This is a genomic window from Streptomyces sp. NPDC033131 (assembly GCF_055578365.1).
On the sequence record NZ_JBVIPA010000054.1, the window covers coordinates 1 to 16,389 of the forward strand.

General features: G+C 70.4%; 13 protein-coding genes and 1 pseudogene. 7 read left to right on the plus strand and 7 right to left on the minus strand.

Annotated elements, in window-relative coordinates; all coding sequences use genetic code 11:
* From ACZ5XS_RS40240 to nuoN, 6 genes are all read left to right on the plus strand, one after another.
* Positions 1-381 (plus strand): 4Fe-4S binding protein (locus ACZ5XS_RS40240; RefSeq protein ID WP_468660010.1); only part of this gene is annotated, 381 nt, incomplete at its 5' end.
* On the plus strand, positions 378-1,220 hold the full coding sequence (locus tag ACZ5XS_RS40245) for an NADH-quinone oxidoreductase subunit J (protein WP_468660012.1): 843 nt from the start codon (positions 378-380) through the stop codon (positions 1,218-1,220). The genes ACZ5XS_RS40240 and ACZ5XS_RS40245, both read left to right, overlap by 4 nt.
* Entirely contained in the window at positions 1,217-1,516 is a 300-nt protein-coding gene (gene nuoK / locus ACZ5XS_RS40250; protein WP_004927567.1) for an NADH-quinone oxidoreductase subunit NuoK, read from the plus strand. The genes ACZ5XS_RS40245 and nuoK overlap by 4 nt, the downstream gene beginning before the upstream one ends.
* Positions 1,517-1,530: 14 nt before the next feature.
* Positions 1,531-3,495 (plus strand): NADH-quinone oxidoreductase subunit L, encoded by a 1,965-nt coding sequence (nuoL, locus tag ACZ5XS_RS40255; protein WP_468660014.1) that lies wholly within the window; start codon positions 1,531-1,533, stop codon positions 3,493-3,495.
* A 5-nt stretch (positions 3,496-3,500) separates the two neighbouring features.
* Positions 3,501-5,072 carry an NADH-quinone oxidoreductase subunit M gene (locus ACZ5XS_RS40260; RefSeq protein WP_468660016.1) on the plus strand — a complete coding sequence of 524 codons (1,572 nt, stop codon included), beginning with the start codon at positions 3,501-3,503 and terminating at the stop codon, positions 5,070-5,072.
* Positions 5,069-6,718, plus strand: coding sequence for an NADH-quinone oxidoreductase subunit NuoN (nuoN, locus tag ACZ5XS_RS40265; protein WP_468660018.1), 1,650 nt, complete (start codon positions 5,069-5,071; stop codon positions 6,716-6,718). Before ACZ5XS_RS40260 ends, nuoN begins: the two co-directional genes overlap by 4 nt.
* Before the next feature lie 93 nt (positions 6,719-6,811).
* Here nuoN and ACZ5XS_RS40270 read toward each other — a convergent pair whose 3' ends face one another.
* Complete coding sequence (locus ACZ5XS_RS40270) at positions 6,812-7,297, minus strand: hypothetical protein (RefSeq protein WP_468660020.1); 486 nt, start codon at positions 7,295-7,297, stop codon at positions 6,812-6,814.
* 239 nt (positions 7,298-7,536) lie between these two features.
* Here ACZ5XS_RS40270 and recQ point away from each other — a divergent pair, with 239 nt between their 5' ends.
* Positions 7,537-9,573, plus strand: coding sequence for a DNA helicase RecQ (gene recQ / locus ACZ5XS_RS40275; protein WP_468660022.1), 2,037 nt, complete (start codon positions 7,537-7,539; stop codon positions 9,571-9,573).
* A gap of 24 nt (positions 9,574-9,597) precedes the next feature.
* Here recQ and ACZ5XS_RS40280 read toward each other — a convergent pair.
* The 6 genes and pseudogenes from ACZ5XS_RS40280 to ACZ5XS_RS40305 all read right to left on the minus strand — a co-directional run.
* Positions 9,598-9,895, minus strand: a pseudogene (locus ACZ5XS_RS40280) (HEAT repeat domain-containing protein); the annotation flags it as partial.
* 4 nt (positions 9,896-9,899) lie between these two features.
* Positions 9,900-10,838: a M56 family metallopeptidase gene (locus ACZ5XS_RS40285; protein ID WP_468660024.1), complete on the minus strand. Its 939-nt coding sequence runs from the start codon at positions 10,836-10,838 to the stop codon at positions 9,900-9,902.
* Between the two features lie 242 nt (positions 10,839-11,080).
* Positions 11,081-12,313, minus strand: coding sequence for a fumarylacetoacetase (fahA, locus tag ACZ5XS_RS40290; protein ID WP_468660026.1), 1,233 nt, complete (start codon positions 12,311-12,313; stop codon positions 11,081-11,083).
* A 201-nt stretch (positions 12,314-12,514) separates the two neighbouring features.
* Positions 12,515-12,925 carry a hypothetical protein gene (locus tag ACZ5XS_RS40295; protein WP_468660027.1) on the minus strand — a complete coding sequence of 137 codons (411 nt, stop codon included), beginning with the start codon at positions 12,923-12,925 and terminating at the stop codon, positions 12,515-12,517.
* 203 nt (positions 12,926-13,128) lie between these two features.
* Positions 13,129-14,280: a glycoside hydrolase family 53 protein gene (locus tag ACZ5XS_RS40300; protein ID WP_468660029.1), complete on the minus strand. Its 1,152-nt coding sequence runs from the start codon at positions 14,278-14,280 to the stop codon at positions 13,129-13,131.
* 61 nt (positions 14,281-14,341) lie between these two features.
* Positions 14,342-16,342, minus strand: coding sequence for a beta-galactosidase (locus ACZ5XS_RS40305; protein ID WP_468660031.1), 2,001 nt, complete (start codon positions 16,340-16,342; stop codon positions 14,342-14,344).
* Positions 16,343-16,389 lie beyond the last annotated feature (47 nt).

The following is a 16,389-nucleotide window of genomic DNA, read 5'->3' on the forward strand; positions in this document are numbered from 1 at the left end:
GAGCGTTACTCGCCGGGCGAGCGGTACGGCCGCGTCTACCAGATCAACTACGCCCGCTGCATCCTGTGCGGCCTGTGCATCGAGGCGTGCCCCACGCGCGCGCTGACGATGACCAACGAGTTCGAGCTCGCCGACTCCAGCCGCGCCAACCTCATCTACACCAAGGAGCAACTGCTCGCCGGCCTCGAAGAGGGCATGGTCGACAGTCCGCACTCCATCTTCCCGGGGACGGACGAGCAGGACTACTACCGGGGTCTGGTGACGGAGGCCGCGCCCGGCACGGTGCAGCAGGTCGCCGTCTCCAAGGGCGAGGTCGTGCAGGAGGCCGCGTCGACCACCGGCGAGGACGAGCCGATGTCGGAGAAGGTGATCGGCCGATGAGCGCCCAACTCGCCGCCTACTCCACCTCCACGGGTGAGGCCTTCCAGTTCTGGGTCCTCGGTACCGTCGCTGTGATCGGCGCCCTGTGCACCGTTTTCATGAAGCGGGCCGTGCACAGCGCGCTGTGCCTGGCCGGAACCATGATCATCCTGGCGGTGTTCTACCTCGCCAACGGGGCCTACTTCCTGGGCGTCGTGCAGATCGTCGTCTACACCGGCGCGATCATGATGCTGTTCCTGTTCGTGGTGATGCTCGTCGGCGTCACCGCGGCGGACTCCCTGAAGGAGACCATCAAGGGCCAGCGCTGGCTGGCCCTGATGTGCGGGCTCGGCTTCGGGGTCCTGCTGTTCGCGGGCATCGGGAACGCCTCCCTGAACGAGTTCAGCGGCCTCACGCAGGCGAACGCGAACGGCAACGTGGAGGGCCTGGCGGCCCTCATCTTCACGAAGTACGTCTTCGCCTTCGAGATCACCGGCGCTCTGCTGATCACGGCCGCCGTCGGCGCCATGGTGCTCACCCACCGCGAGCGCACCGAGCGGGCCAAGACCCAGCGCGAGCTGTCCGAGGAGCGCGTCCGCGAGGGCAAGCAGCTGCCGCCGCTGCCGGCGCCCGGCGTGTACGCCCGGCACAACGCCGTGGACATCGCGGGCCTGCTGCCCGACGGCACCCCGTCCGACCTCACGGTCAGCAAGACGCTGCGGGAGCGCGGCCAGATCCGTGACGTGTCACAGGAGGCGCTGAACGACCTGCGGGTCCTGGAACAGCGTGCCGAGGAACGCCTGGAGCGCTCCGCGGTCGAGTCGGCGAACCGCAAGCGGGCCGAGGAGGCGTCGAAGTGAACCCGGTCAACTACCTGTATCTCGCCGCCCTGTTGTTCACGATCGGCGCCACCGGCGTGCTGATCAGGCGTAACGCGATCGTCGTCTTCATGTGCGTCGAGCTGATGCTCAACGCCTGCAACCTCGCGTTCGTCGCCTTCTCCCGGATGCACGGCAATCTCGACGGCCAGATCATCGCCTTCTTCACGATGGTCGTCGCCGCCGCGGAAGTCGTGGTCGGGCTCGCGATCATCGTGTCGCTGTTCCGTTCCCGCCACTCGGCCTCGGTCGACGACGCCAGCCTGATGAAGCTGTAAGGGGTCGCTGAATCGTGGAGAACCTGATTGCGCTGCTCATCGCGGCGCCCCTGCTCGGAGCGGCGGTCCTGCTGTGCGGCGGCCGGCGACTGGACGCCGTCGGCCACTGGATCGGCACGGCCCTGGCCGCCGCGTCCTTCGTGTTCGGCGCCATCCTCTTCGTCGACCTGCTCGGCAAGGACGCCGCACACCGGACACTGACCCAGCACCTGTTCAGCTGGGTGCCGGTCGAGGGCTTCCAGGCGGACGTCGCCTTCCAGCTCGACCAGCTCTCGATGACGTTCGTCCTGCTCATCACCGGCGTCGGCTCGCTGATCCACCTGTACTCGATCGGGTACATGGAGCACGACGAGCGGCGCCGCCGCTTCTTCGGCTATCTGAACCTGTTCCTCGCGGCGATGCTGCTGCTCGTCCTCGCCGACAACTACCTGCTGCTGTACGTCGGCTGGGAGGGCGTCGGTCTGGCGTCGTACCTGCTGATCGGCTTCTGGCAGCACAAGCCCAGTGCCGCCACCGCCGCGAAGAAGGCCTTCCTGGTCAACCGCGTCGGCGACGTGGGCCTGTCGATCGCGATCATGCTGATGTTCACGACCTTCGGGACCTTCGCCTTCGGCCCGGTGCTCGGCACCCACGAGGAGCCCGGGCTCGTCGGTGACACCTCGGAGGCCACGCTCACCGGCATCGCCCTGATGCTGCTGCTGGCCGCCTGCGGCAAGTCCGCCCAGGTGCCGCTGCAGTCCTGGCTCGGGGACGCGATGGAGGGCCCGACCCCGGTCTCGGCCCTCATCCACGCCGCGACGATGGTGACCGCCGGCGTCTACCTGATCGTCCGCTCCGGGGCCATCTTCAACGCGGCGCCCGACGCGCAGCTCGTCGTCACCATCGTCGGTGCCGTCACGCTGCTGTTCGGTGCGATCGTCGGTTGCGCGAAGGACGACATCAAGAAGGCGCTGGCCGGCTCGACCATGTCGCAGATCGGCTACATGATCCTCGCCGCGGGCCTCGGCCCCATCGGCTACGTCTTCGCGATCATGCACCTGGTGACGCACGGCTTCTTCAAGGCCGGACTGTTCCTCGGCGCCGGTTCGGTCATGCACGGCATGAACGACGAGGTCGACATGAGGAAGTACGGCGGCCTCAGGAAGTACATGCCGGTCACCTTCATCACGTTCGGCCTCGGCTACCTCGCCATCATCGGCTTCCCCGGCCTGTCCGGCTTCTTCTCCAAGGACAAGATCATCGAGGCGGCCTTCGCCAAGGGCGGCACCGAGGGCTGGATCCTCGGCGGCGTGGCCCTGCTGGGCGCGGCCATCACGGCGTACTACATGACGCGCGTGATGCTGATGACGTTCTTCGGAGAGGAACGCTGGCGTCACACCGGGACGCCGTCCCCGGCAGAGCCGAGTGTGGAGCCCGCCGCCGAGCACCGCGGCGAGCACGCGGAACCGCACCCGCACGAGTCGCCCAAGTCCATGACGATCCCCATGATCGTGCTGGCCTTCGGATCGGTCTTCGCGGGTGGCCTGTTCAGCGTCGGCGACCGCTTCCTGCACTGGCTGGAGCCCGTGACCGGCCACGACCACGGGCACCCCCCGGTCAGCGCGCTGACGGTCACCCTCGCCACCATGGTCGTGCTCGTGATCGGCGTCGCCGCGGCCTACCTCCAGTACGGGCGCCGTCCGGTCCCGGTCGTCGCCCCGCGCGGGTCGCTGCTCACCCGGGCCGCCCGGCGCGACCTGCTCCAGGACGACTTCAACCACGTGGTCCTCGTGCGCGGCGGCGAGCACCTCACGCGCTCCCTGGTGTACGTCGACCACACCCTGGTCGACGGCGTCGTCAACGGCACGGCGGCCTCGATGGGCGGCCTCTCGGGGCGGATGCGCAAGCTGCAGAACGGCTTCGCGCGGTCGTACGCGGTCTCGATGTTCGGCGGTGCGGCGGTCCTCGTCGCCGCGACCCTGCTGATGAGGGCGGTCTGATACCGATGTCCTTTCCCCTGCTGACAGCGATGGCGGCGCTCCCGGCCCTCGGGGCGGTCGCCACGGCAGCCGTCCCGGCCGCGCGGCGCTCCGCCGCCAAGTGGCTGGCGCTTCTCGTCTCGCTCGCCACGCTCGCCCTCGCGATCGTCGTCCTGGTCCGCTTCGACCCGGACGGCGACCGTTACCAGCTCACCGAATCACATGCCTGGATCGCGGACTTCGGGGTCAGGTACGAGCTGGGTGTGGACGGCATCGGGGTGGCGCTCATCGCGCTGACCGCGCTGCTCATCCCGTTCATCATCCTCGCGGGCTGGCACGACGCCGACCCGCTGGAGACCGGCAACAAGCGGTGGCGGCCCACGCAGGGCTTCTTCGCCCTGATCCTGGCCGTCGAGGCGATGGTGATCATCTCCTTCGAGGCCACCGACGTCTTCCTCTTCTACATCTTCTTCGAAGCCATGCTGATCCCGATGTACTTCCTCATCGGCGGCTTCGGAGACCGTGCCCACGCCGGCTCCGACGAGAACGCGGCGACCCAACGCTCCTACGCCGCCGTGAAGTTCCTCCTCTACAACCTGGTCGGCGGTCTGATCATGCTGGCCGCGGTGATCGGCCTGTACGTGGTCGCCGGGAACTTCAGCCTCCAGGAGATCGCCGAGGCGCGCGCCAACGGCTCGCTGGACATGGCGACCAACACCGAACGCTGGCTGTTCCTGGGCTTCTTCTTCGCCTTCGCGGTGAAGGCGCCCCTGTGGCCGCTGCACACCTGGCTGCCCAACGCGATGGGGGAGGCCACCTCTCCGGTCGCCGTCCTCATCACCGCGGTCGTCGACAAGGTCGGCACCTTCGCGATGCTCCGCTTCTGCCTCCAGCTGTTCCCGGAGGCGTCGAAGTGGGCGACGCCCGTCATCCTCGTCCTCGCCGTGATCAGCATCATCTACGGGGCGCTGCTCGCCGTCGGCCAGCGGGACATCAAGCGGCTGGTGGCCTACGCGTCGATCTCGCACTTCGGCTTCATCATCATGGGCATCTTCGCGATGACCAGCCAGGGGCAGTCGGGCGCGACGCTCTACATGGTCAACCACGGCATCTCGACCGCCGCGCTGATGCTGGTGGCCGGCTTCCTGATCTCGCGGCGCGGCTCGCGGCTCATCGCCGACTACGGCGGAGTGCAGAAGGTCGCTCCGGTGCTCGCCGGCACCTTCCTGATCGGCGGCCTGGCGACCCTGTCGCTGCCGGGACTCGCACCGTTCGTGAGTGAGTTCCTCGTCCTGGTCGGCACGTTCGCGCGCTACCCGGTGATCGGGATCATTGCCACCTTCGGCATCGTGCTCGCCGCGCTGTACACCCTCGTCCTCTACCAGAGGACGATGACGGGCCCGGTGAAGCCCGAGGTCGCGGCGATGCCCGACCTCAGGGTGCGGGAACTCGTGGTGGTCGCCCCCCTGGTCGTCCTGCTGATCTTCCTGGGCGTCTATCCGAAGCCCCTCACCGACATCGTGAACCCGGCGGTCAAGCAGACCATGTCCGACGTGGACAAGAAGGACCCCCAGCCCGAGGTGGAGGCGGCCAAGTGAGCGCAACAGCCGTCCACAGCCTGTGGACAACCGCGGCCGAGCCGATCACCAAGATCGACGCGCCGACGTTCGAATACGGACAACTGTCGCCCACCTTGATCGTCGTCGGCGCGGCGATCGTCGGGGTGCTGGTCGAGGCGTTCGTCCCGCGCAAGTCCCGTTACTACGTCCAGATGTTCGTGTCCGTCGTCGCGCTGGTCGCCGCGTTCGCCGCGGTCGTCGCGCTCGCCGCCGACGGATACGGCACGACCAAGGCACGCATCGCGGCGATGGGAGCGATCGCCGTCGACGGGCCGGCCCTCTTCCTGCAGGGCACGATCCTGCTGGCGGCCCTGGTCGGCCTCTTCACCTTCGCCGAGCGGCGGCTCGACCCGGAGGCGCACGGCAACCGCGTCGACTCCTTCGCCGCGCAGGCCGCCTCGGTGCCGGGCAGCGACAGCGAAAAGGCCGCGGTGAAGGCCGGGTTCACCACCACCGAGGTGTTCCCGCTGCTGCTGTTCGCCGTCGCCGGCATGCTGATCTTCCCGTCGGCCAACGACCTGCTGACGCTCTTCGTGGCGCTGGAGGTCTTCTCGCTCCCGCTGTACCTGCTGTGCGCGCTGGCCCGCCGCAAGCGGCTCCTGTCGCAGGAGGCCGCGGTCAAGTACTTCCTGCTCGGCGCGTTCGCCTCCGCGTTCACGCTGTTCGGCATCGCGCTGCTGTACGGCTACGCGGGCTCGATGTCCTACGCGACGATCGCGCAGGTCGTCGACGGCCAGGTCCAGACCGTCAACCCGGCGCTCGCGGACACCATGGGCAACGACGCGCTGCTGCTCATCGGAGCCGCGATGCTCATCATGGGCCTGCTGTTCAAGGTCGGCGCGGTGCCGTTCCACATGTGGACGCCCGACGTCTACCAGGGCGCGCCCACGCCGGTGACCGGGTTCATGGCCGCGGCGACCAAGGTGGCGGCCTTCGGCGCCCTGCTCCGGATCCTGTACGTCATCCTGCCCGGCCTGCGCTGGGACTGGCGGCCGGTCATGTGGGGCGTCGCGATCGTCACCATGCTCGGCGGTGCGATCGTCGCGATCACGCAGACCGACATCAAGCGCCTGCTGGCGTACTCGTCCATCGCGCACGCCGGATTCATCCTCGCGGGTGTCATCGCGACCACGCCGGACGGGGTGTCCTCGGTCCTCTTCTACCTGGCCGCGTACTCGTTCGTGACGATCGGCGCGTTCGCGGTGGTGACCCTGGTGAGGGACGCGGGCGGCGAGGCGACGCACCTGTCCAAGTGGGCCGGGCTCGGCCGGCGTTCCCCTCTGGTGGCGGCCGTGTTCGCGGTGTTCCTGCTGGCCTTCGCGGGCATCCCGCTCACCTCCGGGTTCGTCGGGAAGTTCGCCGTGTTCAAGGCGGCGGCGGAAGGCGGCGCGGCCCCGCTGGTCGTGGTCGGTGTCATCTCGTCCGCGATCGCGGCCTTCTTCTACATCCGCGTCATCGTGCTGATGTTCTTCAGTGAGCCGCAGCCCGACGGCCCGACCGTGGCCGTGCCGTCGCTGCTGACGACGACCACGATCGGGGTCGGCGTGGCGGTCACGCTGGTGCTCGGTGTGGCCCCGCAGTACTTCCTCGACCTGGCGAACCAGGCGGGAGTGTTCGTGCGCTGACCGCGCCGGACGCGCTGACCTGCGGTGCTCGTGCGGTGTTCGTACGGCGGGCCCCGGTTTCCCTCGTGGGAGCCGGGGCCTTCGCTTGCGCGGTCAGGTGGCCGTGCACGTCACCGTCGCGTTGGACCCCTTGAAGAACCCGTCGGGGTTGGTCTGGTAGATCCAGGCATGGAGCGTGTAGTAGCCGGGGAGCCGGCCCGTGTCGAAGGTCTGCCCCGACAGCTTCGGCGCGGTCTGCCCCTTGTCCTCGACGATCCACTCCACGCCGATCAGCTCGCGGCCGTCGATCCCGTCCTCGTACAGCAGGACCGCCGGGGTGGCCGGGTCGATGCTGCCGAGGTACGCGGGGTTGAGGTAGTGGTAGCCCTTGGTGGGGACGCACTGGTCGGTGCGCTGGTAGCCGCCGCTGATGGCGAACGGCTCGTACACGTACGTGCCGGTGGCCGTGTACGTCTGGGCCAGCTGCGTCCAGGCCGACGCATCGGGGTCGTCGGACGGCGCCGCCTGCGCGGGACCGGCGGCCGACAGGAAGGACACGGCTGTCGCCAGGGCCAGGGCGGCGAGGGGGCGAGAGAACATGTGGACTCCTTGGTGCGGGAAAGGCACGCAGGCAACGGCGTGCCGTCCTGAGGGAGAAGCCGGTCTTCCCGTCCCGCCCGAGCAGCATGTCCCGGCCGTCGCGGACGTGCCATGTGACGGACTTCGTTGGGCTGAGTACGGAGCGTTGCCGGACCAGCCTGTGGATAACTCCGGCGGTGTCAGTCCGGACCCCTATCGTGGAGGCAGTGGTCGAGGGACGACGTACGGGGGGCACGGCTATGCGCGGGACGGGCGGGATCACCGAGATGCCAGGGACGATCGATAGCGAGGCGCTGGCCACGCTGCACCGTGTCTTCGGGTACGACGCCTTCCGCGGCGAGCAGGGAGAGGTCATCGAGCACGTGGTGGCCGGCGGGGACGCCGTCGTGCTCATGCCGACCGGCGCCGGCAAGTCGCTGTGCTACCAGATCCCGTCCCTGGTCAGACCCGGTACAGGCATCGTGGTCTCGCCGCTCATCGCGCTGATGCAGGACCAGGTGGACGCGCTGCGGGCCCTCGGCGTGCGCGCCGGGTTCATGAACTCCACGCAGGACTTCGACGAGCGGCGGGTGGTGGAGGCCGAGTACCTGGCCGGCGAGCTGGACCTGCTGTATCTGGCGCCGGAGCGGCTGCGGCTGGACTCGACCCTGGACCTGCTCTCGCGCGGCAAGATCGCGGTCTTCGCGATCGACGAGGCGCACTGCGTGTCCCAGTGGGGCCACGACTTCCGCCCCGACTACCTGTCCCTGTCGCTGCTCGGCGAGCGCTGGCCGGACGTCCCGCGGATCGCTCTCACGGCGACGGCCACGCACGCGACGCACCAGGAGATCACCCAGCGGCTCAACATGCCGGCGGCCCGTCACTTCGTGGCGAGCTTCGACCGGCCCAACATCCAGTACCGGATCGTGCCCAAGGCCGACCCCAAGAAGCAACTGCTGGGCTTCCTGCGCGAGGAGCACGCCGGGGACGCGGGCATCGTGTACTGCCTGTCGCGCCGGTCGGTGGACACGACGGCGGAGTTCCTGTCCCGCAACGGCATCGAGGCGGTGCCCTACCACGCCGGTCTGGACGCGGGCACCCGCGCCGCCCACCAGTCCCGCTTCCTCCGGGAGGACGGCCTGATCGTGGTCGCGACCATCGCCTTCGGCATGGGCATCGACAAGCCGGACGTCCGCTTCGTCGCCCACCTCGACCTGCCCAAGTCGGTCGAGGGCTACTACCAGGAGACGGGCCGGGCCGGCCGTGACGGACTGCCGTCCACGGCCTGGATGGCCTACGGCCTCAACGACGTCATACAGCAGCGCAAGATGATCCAGTCGAGCGAGGGCGACGAGGCGTTCCGGCGCCGTGCCGCCGCCCACCTGGACTCGATGCTGGCGCTGTGCGAGACGGTCCAGTGCCGACGCGGGCAGCTCCTCGCCTACTTCGGCCAGGATCCCGACCCGGTGGGCTGCGGCAACTGCGACACCTGCCTCACCCCGCCGGAGACCTGGGACGGCACGGTCGCGGCCCAGAAGGTGCTGTCCACCGTGGTACGGCTGCAGCGCGAGCGGGGGCAGAAGTTCGGCGCGGTGCAGATCGTCGACATCCTGATGGGCAAGCGCACGGCCAAGGTCATCCAGTTCGACCACGACCAGCTGTCCGTGTTCGGCATCGGCGAGGACCTCTCCGAGGCGGAGTGGCGGGGCGTCGTACGGCAGTTGCTGGCGCAGGGGCTGCTCGCGGTCGAGGGTGACTACGGCACGTTGGTGCTGACCGAGGCGAGCGGGTCGGTGCTGCGCCGGGAGCGGGAGGTGCCGCTGCGGAAGGAGCCGAAGAAGGCGGTGACCTCGCGGTCGGCATCGGGGTCCGGGGCTTCGGGCTCCGGGCGCGGCGAGCGCAAGGCCAAGGCCGCGGTGGCCGAACTGCCCGAGGCGTTGGTGCCGGCGTTCGAGGCGCTGCGGGCCTGGCGGGCCGAACAGGCTCGTGAGCAGGGGGTTCCGGCGTACGTCATCTTCCATGACGCGACGCTTCGCGAGATCGTGACGGTCTGGCCGACGTCCGTGGCAGAGCTTGGCGGGGTCGGCGGGGTCGGCGAAAAGAAGCTGGTGACCTATGGGGAGGGCGTGATCGAGGTGCTCGCCGGTCTGGACGGGGCTCCTCAAGGCGAGGTGCCGGGCCCGGAGCAGAAGGCGGGCCCGGAGCGGGAGACGAACCCCCAGCGGGAGGCGACGGACCCGGGCGCGGACGACTGGCCCGAGATGGATGCGGAGCCCGAGCCGGACGACTGGATATAGGGACGGGCTCGGGCAGGGACAGGGTCACAGGGCTCGGGCCGGGTACGCCCTGACGTCCGCGTCGGAGGCGGTCGTCGCTGTGGCCGGGGCCGCGCGGGCGTCCTCGGTGCTCGCATGCCGGGTCAGTGCCAGGACCGCCGCTTTGCGGACGTCGGCGTTGGGGTCCGCCAAGGCCTTGGCGAGGGCGGGGACGGCCATGTCGGGAGCCGCGGCGGACAACGCGGTGGCCGCGCCGGGCCCGGACCTGCCACGCCGGATCGGACAGGGCGGCCGTGGCCCGTTCGGCGAGCGGTGCCGGGCAGCCGGTGGTGCCGAGCGCACCCGTCCTACGACAGTGCCGTGATGCCTGGGGCGAAGGTGATCAGGAGGGGGAGGAGTGGGACCAGGGCCGCCACCGTTGTCGTCAGGGCTCGGTGGCGCGGGCCGAGGCGGGGCTGGGGTTCCAGGAGGCGGTCCACTCGTTCGCCGAGGAGGCGGTGGGTGGAGGCGCAGGAGAGGACGCCTCGGTGTTGGTTCAGTTCGATCAGGGCCAGGGCCGTGGTCAGGTGGCCGCAGCGGCGGGAGGCCGTGTCGTCGGCGGACAGTTCGACCAGGCGGTGGGTCTGGTCGCAGAAGTGGGCGAAGAGCGGGATGCGGGGGAAGCCGGTGGCGAGGGCGGTGGAGAGGTGGAGCAGCCAGTCGTGGCGGGCACGGGCGTGGCCGCGCTCATGGGTGAGGACCGCGTCCAGCTGGTGGTCGGTGAGGCGGTGCAGGGCACCGGTCGTCACGATCAGCTGGGGCGGGTTGCCGGGCATCCACCAGGCGTCCGGGTACTCGTCCTCCAGGACGAGCAGTGGCCCCCGCGCGGCGGGCAGGCCGGCCGGCAGGTCGGGGGCACGTTCGCGCAGGTGGGCGCGGGCCTGGCCGCGGCATCGGCGGGCCTCGACGAACTCGCGGGCGAGCATCGCGGTCGTCCAGGCGGCCCCGCACGCCAGCAGCAGCGTGAGGGCGACGGCCCAGGCCGGGGCGACGGAGAGGTCGTACGCGGCGGTCACGGCCGGCGGCGCCGGTGCGAAGACGTGGTCGCGGACGGTGTGGAAGACCGCCGCGGTGCCCAGCACCATGGCCGCCAGACAGCACAGCAGGACGGTGGCGACCAGGCACTGCCACACCCACAGCGCGACCACGGGGTCCCGCTCGGGCCACGCGGCCCGGGTCAGCGCGCGCGGAACCGGTACGGCGGCCGCCACGGCGACGGCGCTCAACAGGAGCAGGCTGACAGTCATGCCACGGGCTCCGGATCCTGGTCGGAAGAAACGGCTGCTATGGGTGCGTGGTGCGTGGTGCGCGGTGCACCAGGGCAAGCACCGCACGGGCTGTGCGGCTGGTGGAACGGCCGTATGGGCACAGGGCCGTATGGGCCGTCCGAGCGGCTGCGGCGTCGTCCGTCGTCCGTCGTCCTCACAGCCACGCCGCCCGTCGCCAGTATGACGGCGGCGGGCGGCGTACGGCAGGTGTCGGAAGTCGTTCAGTGGGGCGCGATGTGGGATGGGGACGGCACCACCCGGCCAGAGACCTCGCCCAGTCCTACCCGGACACCGTCCGGGCCGGGGGCCCAGGCCGACAGGGTCACCTCGTCGCCGTCCTCGAGGAAGGTCCGCTTGCCGTCGGGGAGTTCGAGGGGATCGCGGCCGTTCCAGGTCAGTTCCAGCAACGATCCCCGTTCCCGTTCGGTGGGGCCGCTCACCGTGCCGGAGCCGTACAGGTCGCCGGTGCGCAGCGACGCGCCGTTGACGGTCATGTGGGCCAGTTGCTGGGCGGCCGTCCAGTACATCGTGGAGAAAGGGGGCTCGGAGACGACGTGGCCGTTGAGGGCGACAGAGATGCGCAGGTCGTAGCCGCCGGGTTCGTCGTCCGTGTCGTCCAGGTACGGCAGCAGGGGGTGGGTCCGCTCCGGGGGCGTCACCCGGGCCGGTTCCAGGGCGTCCAGCGGGGTGATCCATGCCGACACCGAGGTGGCGAAGGACTTGCCGAGGAACGGGCCGAGAGGGACGTACTCCCAGGCCTGGATGTCGCGCGCGGACCAGTCGTTCAGCAGGCACAGCCCGAAGACGTGCTCGCGGAAGTCGGTGAGGGCGACCGGTTCGCCCCTGCGCGAGGGTGCCCCGACCACGAAGCCGACCTCGGCCTCGATGTCCAGGCGGACGGAGGGTCCGAAGACGGGCGCGGCGTCGGAAGCGGCCTTCCGCTGCCCCGACGGGCGTACGACGTCCGTGCCGGACACCACCACGGTGCCGGAGCGGCCGTGGTAGCCGATCGGCAGGTGCTTCCAGTTGGGCGTCAGGGAGTCGGCGGCGTCCGGGCGGAAGATCTGGCCGACGTTCCGGGCGTGGTTCTCGGAGGCGTAGAAGTCGACGTAGTCCGCCACCTCGAAGGGCAGATGCAGGGTCACGGACGACAGGGGGTGGAACAGCGGCTCGATGGTCTCGCGATGTGAGGGCACCGTCACCCATGCCGTCAGCGCGCGCCGCACGTCCGACCAGGCGTTGCGGCCCGCGGCGAGCAGCGGGTTCAGGGAGGGCCGCGCGAGGAGGGCGACGTACGGGGAGCCGAGGGCGGCGGCCGCCGCGCCCGCGTCCAGGACGTGGTCGCCGAGGCGGACACCCACCCGGCGATCGTCGGATCCGGGGAGCGAGAACACGCCGTACGGGAGGTTGTGTGTGCCGAAGGGGTCGCCCTCGGGGACATCGAAGGGGGGCATGGGTGCTGCCTCACTCTCGTGCGTACCGTGCGTTCGATGTGGTCGCGCCACACGCTGTCGGGCCACACGTTACGGCTGAGTTGCGTGGGCGGACACAGAGAAGAGGGTCTTGCCCCCGTCCGGGCGGTCACCCGGCACCACGAGGCCGCGTGGAGCACCCGCCGGTCCCGTTCCGTCGCGCCGCGGCGAACAGGGGGCCGCTCACGACGTGCAGACGTCCTTCAGCTTGTCGGCCGCCGCGTCGATCCTGCCGGTGTCCGGGTCGGTGTCGCCGTTCAGGACGGCCCTGTTGTAGTCCTTGACCGCCTGGTTCAGCTCGTCGGCCGCCTGGTCGACCTTGCTGTCGTCCATGTCGTCGTTGATCTTGTCGAGGTTCTTCTCGATCGTGTCGATCGACTCGTTCGTGCGGGAGGGGTCCCCGGCCGCGTCCTCGCCGGCCTCGTGGATCGCCTTGAGGCCGGCGGAGATCGTGGCGGCGTCGGACACGCAGTCCAGCGAGTTGTCGAAGTCGTCGGGCTCGCAGGCGGTGGCGAGCCCCGCGGTCAGGGCGACGGCGGCGACGGCGGTGGCGAGGCGGGTGAAACGGCGGCGGCGCGGGCGGTTCACGGACATGGGCTGTCCCTTCGTCGAGGAGAGGGGAGGGGAGGAGAAGAGAGGGAGAGGGAGAGGGAGAATCCGTGAGGATCTCTGTCCACCCACGATCCCGTCGCCCGCCCGCCACCACGAGGGAACGGTCACCCGTACCGGTGGTGCAGCCCACTACACCGCCCGGCGGCGACAGGGCTGTCGCCGCCGGTGAAACGGGCCCTTCGGTCCTACGACCGGTAGTGCCCCAGTGTCCTCAGCCCCGGCAGCGCCCTGTCCTCGAAGTCGAACAGGGCAAGGTTCTCCCACGCGTTGCCGGACGCCGGGTCCTGGGGGTTCCAGCCGCTGCCGGCGCGGTAGGTCCACACGCCTTCCCAGTAGCAGTAGCCGAGGCCCTGCCCGCCGGGGACGGCGGCGGCGAGGTCGGCCACCGCGCGCAGCCAGGCCGCCTGGCCCTCGGGAGTGGCGGGGAAGCCCTCGGTGAGCTGCGAGGGGTCGTTCATGATGTCGTTGATGTCGTCCTCGCTCTCCAGCGTGAACGGGTAGGCCGTCTCGGCGATGACGCACGGCTTGCCGTAACGGGCCGTGATGTCGGCCATGTTGGCGGCGGCCTGCTCCACCGGCCCGTGCCAGAAGGGGTAGTACGACAGGCCGATGATGTCGAAGTCGACCCCGTAGGAGACCGCGTTGTCGAACCACCACCGGTACAGCCCGTTGTCGCCGCCGTTGGCCAGGTGGAGGATCGTGCGGATGCGCGGCTGGGTGTCGCGGGCGGCGCTGAGGCCGGCCTTGAGGAAGGCGGCGAGGTTGTCCCAGTGCTCCCAGTTTCCGTCGGGCCAGAGCATGCCGCCGTTGAGCTCGTTGCCGATCTGCACCAGGTCGGCCGGAGTGCCCTGCCGCTTCAGCGCGCCGAGGACGTCGGCGGTGTGGTCGTAGACGGCCCGGGTCAGGCCGGCCACGTCCAGGCCGGTCCACGCGGCCGGCTTGGTCTGGTGCGCCGGGTCCGCCCAGGTGTCGGAGTAGTGGAAGTCGACCCAGATGCCGATGCCGGCCCGCTTCAGGCGACGGGCCAGCGGGAGTATGTGGGCCTTGTTGTTGTAGCCGTCGGCCGGGTTGACCCACACCTTGAGGCGGGCGTGGGTGACGCCCGCGTCGGCGAGGATGCGGACGGGGTCCTGGCGGCGGCCGTCGGCACGCCGGTAGACGGCACCCTTGTCCTCGTTCTTCGGCAGCGAGGAGATGTCCACCCCGCGGATCTGCAGGCGGCGACGGTCTCCGGCGGCTGCGGCGACGGGCGGTGCGGCCACGGCGGGTGCCGCGCCCAGCACGGGTATCGCCAGCGCGGCGGCTCCGGCGGCGGTCAGAACACTGCGTCTGCGCATGTCAGGGTCCCTTCACAGTGGAAGTCACAGAGGAAAACCGAATGGGGAAAGGAGGGGAAGCTCAGCGCGGCTCGCGGAACACCTCGACCGCGCCCGCGGGCACCGCCGCCCGGCTCCCGTCCGGCAGCACCACCTTCACCTCGGCGTCGGTGTGGTTGACGGCGAACCGGAACGCCCCCGACTCGCCCTCCCGTACGACGAGTTCGACGTCCCGGGGCAGGTCCAGGGGCGTGACCCCCGCGTCGGCGAGGGTGAGGTCCACGACCGCCGCCAGATCCGCGCCGCTCAGCCGGGTGGCCAGATACCAGGCGGCCCCGTCGCCGAGCGCGCGCCGGGTGAGCGCCGGGCGTCCGGCCGTGCGGCCGTCGGCGAAGACGGCGACGGTCTCGCAGCCGTCGCCCGGGACGACGTACTCGGACCACAGGTCGGCCTGCCACGAGTCCCCGTGCGAGGTCCGTACGGCGACCCGCTCGCCCGGCAGCAACGGGTCGAACTCCTCGACGGTCAGCCCGAGCACGTCCCGCAGCGCCCCGGGGTACGCGCCGGGGTGCACGCTGTCGTGCTCGTCGACGATGCCGGAGAAGAAGGAGACCAGCAGCGTGCCGCCGCGCGAGACGTACCGCTCCAGGCCGGCGGCGACGGAGGCCGGCGCCGAGTACAACTGGGGGACGACGAGCAGCGGGTACCGGGAGGGATCGACCTCTCCCAGCCCGGCCGGCGGGAAGAAGTCCACCGTCAGGTGCCGGTCGTACAGCGCCTCGTAGAACGCGTCGAGCCGCTCCCGAGCGTCCAGGTCCTGGCTGGGCCGCCACTGAAGGCCCTGCGCCCACCAGGAGTCCCACGACCAGACCATGGCCACGTCGGCCCGGGTGCGGGTGCCGCGCAGGTCGGCCAGGTCCGCGACCCGGCGGCCCAGATCGGTGACCTCCCGCCACACACGCGTCCCCGTCCCTCCGTGCGGCAGCATGGACGAGTGGAACTTCTCGGCGCCGCTGCGGGACTGACGCCACTGGAAGAACATCGCGCCCTCGGAGCCGCGGGCGACATGGCCGAGGGAGTTGCGGGCCATCTGGCCGGGTTCCTTGGCCGGGTTGTGGCGCTGCCAGTTGATGCCCGACGTGGAGTGTTCGAGCAGCAGCCAGGGGGCGCCGCCCGCGACGGAGCGGGTGAGGTCGGCGGCGAGGGCCAGGTTGACGTGGGTGCGGCGGCCGTCGGTGATCAGGTAGTGGTCGTTGGTGACCAGGTCGACCTCCCTGGCCCACTCCCAGTAGTCGATGCTCTGGCACTGGCTGGGCGCGACCATGAAGTTGGTGGTCACGGGCACGCCGGGAGACAGGCGGTGCAGGAGGTCCCGCTCGGCGACGAAGTTGGCGCGGGCCTGACCGTCGGCGAAGCGCTGGAAGTCCAGCTGATGGGCCGGATTGCCGACCGTCGGCGTGGTCCGGGGCACTCCGATCTCCTCCCAGTCGCCGTAGAGCTGGCCCCAGAAGGCGGTGCCCCAGGCATGGTTGAGGGCGTCGAGGGTGCCGTAGCGGTCCTGGAGCCAGGCCCGGAAGGCCTGGGCGCAGGTGTCGCAGTAGCAGCTCAGGACCGGAGCGCCGTACTCGTTGTGGACGTGCCACAGGACCACGGCGGGATGCCGCCCGTAGCGCTCGCCGATCCGTGAGGTGATCGAAGCGGCGGCCGCCCGGTAGTCCGGGTTGGAGTGGCAGATCGCGCCGCGTGAGCCGAACGCCAGCCGCACGCCCTCCCGGGTCACGGGCAGGGCGTCGGGGTGGGCGCGGTAGAACCAGGCGGGCGGTACGACGGTGGGTGTCGCCAGGTCCACGAGGATCCCGGCTTCGTGGAGCATCCCGATGATCCGGTCCAGCCACGCGAAGTCGTACTCGCCCGGCCGGGGCTCGATCCTGGACCACGCGAAGATGCCGAGCGAGACCATGGTGACCCCGGCTTCGCGCATCAGCCGTACGTCCTCCTCCCACACCTCCTGCGGCCACTGCTCGGGGTTGTAGTCGCCCCCGAAGGCGAGTGGCAGGCGGTCGTGCGGGGCGGCGGAGGGCATGCGGTGGCTCCCGGGATCGAGGACAGGTATCGGCGGAGATGACGCCA

What these genes read in the sequence shown, in the direction of transcription:
- ACZ5XS_RS40295 (WP_468660027.1), bottom strand. Translation starts at nt 12,925, where the DNA reads ATGTCCGTGAACCGCCCGCGCCGCCGCCGTTTCACCCGCCTCGCCACC.
- ACZ5XS_RS40285 (WP_468660024.1), bottom strand. Translation starts at nt 10,838, where the DNA reads ATGACTGTCAGCCTGCTCCTGTTGAGCGCCGTCGCCGTGGCGGCCGCC.
- ACZ5XS_RS40270 (WP_468660020.1), bottom strand. Translation starts at nt 7,297, where the DNA reads ATGTTCTCTCGCCCCCTCGCCGCCCTGGCCCTGGCGACAGCCGTGTCC.
- ACZ5XS_RS40300 (WP_468660029.1), bottom strand. Translation starts at nt 14,280, where the DNA reads ATGCGCAGACGCAGTGTTCTGACCGCCGCCGGAGCCGCCGCGCTGGCG.
- ACZ5XS_RS40245 (WP_468660012.1), top strand. Translation starts at nt 378, where the DNA reads ATGAGCGCCCAACTCGCCGCCTACTCCACCTCCACGGGTGAGGCCTTC.
- ACZ5XS_RS40260 (WP_468660016.1), top strand. Translation starts at nt 3,501, where the DNA reads ATGTCCTTTCCCCTGCTGACAGCGATGGCGGCGCTCCCGGCCCTCGGG.
- fahA (WP_468660026.1), bottom strand. Translation starts at nt 12,313, where the DNA reads ATGCCCCCCTTCGATGTCCCCGAGGGCGACCCCTTCGGCACACACAAC.
- recQ (WP_468660022.1), top strand. Translation starts at nt 7,537, where the DNA reads ATGCGCGGGACGGGCGGGATCACCGAGATGCCAGGGACGATCGATAGC.
- ACZ5XS_RS40305 (WP_468660031.1), bottom strand. Translation starts at nt 16,342, where the DNA reads ATGCCCTCCGCCGCCCCGCACGACCGCCTGCCACTCGCCTTCGGGGGC.